The following is a 3,251-nucleotide window of genomic DNA, read 5'->3' on the forward strand; positions in this document are numbered from 1 at the left end:
GCCGGCGCCGCCGCCGGCTCCGGTCGACGTTCCCGACGGTGCGTCCGGTGCGCCCGTGGCGACGGCCGCACCCGCCACCACTCCGGCGCCGGCACCCGAGACCGAAACCGAAGGACTGCTCATCCGCGACGGCGCGCCGTTGTCCCTGGTGATCGGTGTCGTCGAGGACGCCGGGATACCCCTCGCGGTCGCGCGGACCGCCGCTGATCTGCTGCGCGGGGCCGGCATCCGCGCGACCGTCACCGCCCTGCCCGCCGACGAGCTGTACGGCGACGCGCTCGTCGAAGGCCGGGTGCACGCCGTCGTCGGCTGGGTGCGGGCCGGAAACGATCCGGCGACGGCCGCGCTGTCGAGGTTCGGATGTCTGCCGGTTCCGCCCGCCGTGGTCGACGCGCCCGCGCGGGAAACCGGCGCGCCCCCGCAGGGAACCACCGACACCGACCCGGCGCCGACCGCCCCGGCCCCGACCACCGCCGAAGAGTCCACTCCCGAGACCGAGGTCGTCGAGGAGGATGCGGTGATCGCGCAGCTCGAGGCCCCGAGCAACCTGAGCTCGGTGTGCGACCCGTCGCTGACCGCGGACCTCGACGCGGCGATCCGCGGTAGCGGCGACGTCCACGAGATCCTGACGAACGCGCAGCCGAAGCTCTGGGATCTCGCCGTGAACCTGCCGATCGTGCAGGACCGCACGGTCGTCGCGGCCGGCCCCGGAATCGACGGCGTATCGCTGGCCGGTGCGGTACCCGCGGGTGTCGTCGCCGACGCCCCGAACTGGTGGAGGACGACCCCGTGACCGACGCTGCCCGGCGGCTGCTGCTCGTGCATGCCCATCCCGACGACGAAACCCTCACCACCGGCGGGACCATCGCCCGCTACGTGGCCGAGGGCGCCGAGGTCACCGTCCTGACCTGCACGCTCGGCGAGGAAGGCGAGGTCATCGGCGACGACTGGGCGGAACTCGTCGCCGATCGCGCCGATCAGCTCGGCGGCTACCGCATCCTGGAACTGACCCGGGCGCTCGCCGCGCTCGGCGTCGCCGCGCCCCGCTTCCTCGGACGCGCCGGACACTGGCGCGACTCCGGCATGGCCGGGACCCCGTCGGCGGAGAATCCGCGGGCCTGGGTCAACGCGGACCCCGACGAGGCGGTGTCGGCACTCGTCGCCGTGATCCGGGAACTGCGCCCGCACGTCGTCGTCACGTACGACCCGGTCGGCGGCTACGGCCATCCCGATCACATCGCGGTGCACGAGCGTGTGACCGCCGCGATCGAGGCGGCCGCCACCGACGCGTATCCGGAGGCGGGGGAGCCGTGGGCGACCCCGAAGCTGTACTGGACCGTCACCGAGGAGAGCGCGCTGCGGGACGGGCTCGCCGCGCTCGGCGAGATCCCCGCCGAGTGGGTCGTGCCCTTTGCCGGCGGCCTGCCGAGCGTGCCCGACGAGCAGGTGACCACCGCCGTGGACGTCAGCGGGGTGCTCGACGCGAAGCGAGCGGCAATGGCCGCGCACGCCACCCAGGTGATCGTCGCGCCCGACGGCGCCTCGTTCGCGCTGTCGAACCTGATCGCCCAGCCCGTGTTCGCCGAGGAGCACTTCGTGCTCGTGCGGGGCGCGCTCGGAGAGGTCGACGGATCCGGGCGAGAGCGTGATCTCTTCGCCGGCCTGACGTAGGCTGACGCTGCCGAGCAGGAGTGATTCTGCTCACAGTCGTCGTCCGCTCGGCGCCGAGCCCGGGGAGATGTGGATGTACAACTGGTCCGTCCAGAACCAGATCGTCGCGTTCGTCGATTCGTTGCGGCCCTACGCCGATCAGATCCGCGCCGACTACTACCACGCGTTGTACGACTTCGCGGATCAGCAGAGCCAGCTGCTGACGATGCTCGGCTACCCGCCGGTTCCCTGATCCGGACCGTTCCCGAACCGTGCCCCTCGATGTGCGCGACGGGGGCACGGAGGCGCACTATCGAACCATGACGGTCGATCCCGCCACCGCGCCATCCGACGCCTCCGTCCCCGCCGACGTCCCGCCCCGGACCGGGGTCGTGGCGTTGCTCGTCGTCGACGGCCTGATCTGTGCGGTGTTGTCCGTGCTGTTCCTGGGCATGTACATCGGCTCGGTGCCGTTCCCGATCTCCATCCTGGTGGCCGCGGTCGTGAACCTGCTGCTGGTGATGGCGGTGCGCACCGAGACCGGCTCGCTGGGCAAGTCCACGTGGCCGCTCGTGGCGTGGACCGTCGGGTTCCTGTTGTGCCTGGTCGGTGGTCCGGGCGCCGATCAGCTCGCAGTCGCGGACTGGCGGATCCTGCTGCTGCCGATCGCGGCGCTCGGCCCGGCCGGTCTGTACCTGTTCAGCGCGCGCATCAACGCCATCACGAACGCAGTCCGGCAGTCTCCGCCGCAGAAATGAGCACGTCGGTCAGCATCGCCGGGGTCAACCGCCCGGTGAAGGTGTTCTGCTGACTGACGTGATAGCACCCGAACAGGTGCAGTGGTGCCCGGTCCGGGGACGCCCCCGGTAGCTCGACGTGCGCGCCGTGCCCGAACCGCGGTCGCGGGCGCGGGATCGCCCAGCCGGCGTCGGCGAGCACCGGCAGCAGCGCCTGCCAGCCGAAACCGCCGAGCACGATCACCGAGCGCAGGGTCGGGGTCAGCAGTTTCAGTTCGAGGTCCAGCCAGTGGCGGCACGTGTCCCGTTCGACGGTCGTCGGACGGTTCGCGGGCGGAGCGCAGTGCACCGGCGCGGTGATGCGGGTGCCCGACAGGGCGAGACCGTCGCCGCGGTGCGTCGCCGTCGGCTGCGAGGCCAGCCCCGCGTCGTACATCGCGGCGTACAGGAAGTCTCCGGCCCGGTCGCCGGTGAACATCCGGCCGGTGCGGTTGCCGCCGTGCGCGGCCGGTGCCAGACCCACGATGAGCAGTGCCGCGTCGGCCGGGCCGAAACCGGGCACCGGGCGGCCCCAGTACGTCTCGTCGCGGAACGCGGCACGTTTGTCGCGTGCCACCTGCTCGCGCCACGCCACCAGCCGAGGGCAGGCCCGGCAGTGCACCAGCCGGTCGTCCATCTCGGCGAGGGTGTGCAGAGTCTCGTCGGGTGGCCAGGTCATCGGTTCGCCCACACGTCGCCGGCGCCCGGAGTGACCGCCTCGACCAGTGCCCACGCCTGCTCCACAGGCACATCCAGGATCTCGTAGTGCCCGACCCCGGCGGGCGTCGCAGCGACGACGGTGGCGACCCCGGCGCGACGCTGGAA

Annotated in this window: 4 protein-coding genes and 1 pseudogene; 4 read left to right on the top strand and 1 reads right to left on the bottom strand. The window is 72.3% G+C overall.

The window, feature by feature from the left end:
- From ACN675_RS28475 to ACN675_RS28490, 4 genes and pseudogenes are all read left to right on the top strand, one after another.
- Positions 1-793, top strand: a pseudogene (locus tag ACN675_RS28475) (ABC transporter family substrate-binding protein); the annotation flags it as partial.
- Positions 790-1,671 carry an N-acetyl-1-D-myo-inositol-2-amino-2-deoxy-alpha-D-glucopyranoside deacetylase gene (gene mshB, locus ACN675_RS28480; protein ID WP_420754007.1) on the top strand — a complete coding sequence of 294 codons (882 nt, stop codon included), beginning with the start codon at positions 790-792 and terminating at the stop codon, positions 1,669-1,671. The pseudogene ACN675_RS28475 and the gene mshB, both read left to right, overlap by 4 nt.
- A gap of 73 nt (positions 1,672-1,744) precedes the next feature.
- The gene (locus ACN675_RS28485) at positions 1,745-1,903 is read left to right on the top strand and encodes a hypothetical protein (RefSeq protein WP_197253962.1); all 159 of its coding nucleotides are present in this window, start codon (positions 1,745-1,747) and stop codon (positions 1,901-1,903) included.
- A 67-nt stretch (positions 1,904-1,970) separates the two neighbouring features.
- Positions 1,971-2,408, top strand: a complete 438-nt coding sequence (locus ACN675_RS28490) for a hypothetical protein (protein WP_420754008.1) — start codon at positions 1,971-1,973, stop codon at positions 2,406-2,408.
- Here the strand turns inward: ACN675_RS28490 and ACN675_RS28495 are convergent.
- Positions 2,371-3,105: a uracil-DNA glycosylase gene (locus tag ACN675_RS28495; RefSeq protein ID WP_420754009.1), complete on the bottom strand. Its 735-nt coding sequence runs from the start codon at positions 3,103-3,105 to the stop codon at positions 2,371-2,373. The genes ACN675_RS28490 and ACN675_RS28495 overlap by 38 nt on opposite strands.
- Positions 3,106-3,251 lie beyond the last annotated feature (146 nt).

Origin of the sequence: Rhodococcus sp. O3, from assembly GCF_048897285.1 — a bacterium.
Classification (GTDB): Bacteria; Actinomycetota; Actinomycetes; order Mycobacteriales; family Mycobacteriaceae; genus Rhodococcus.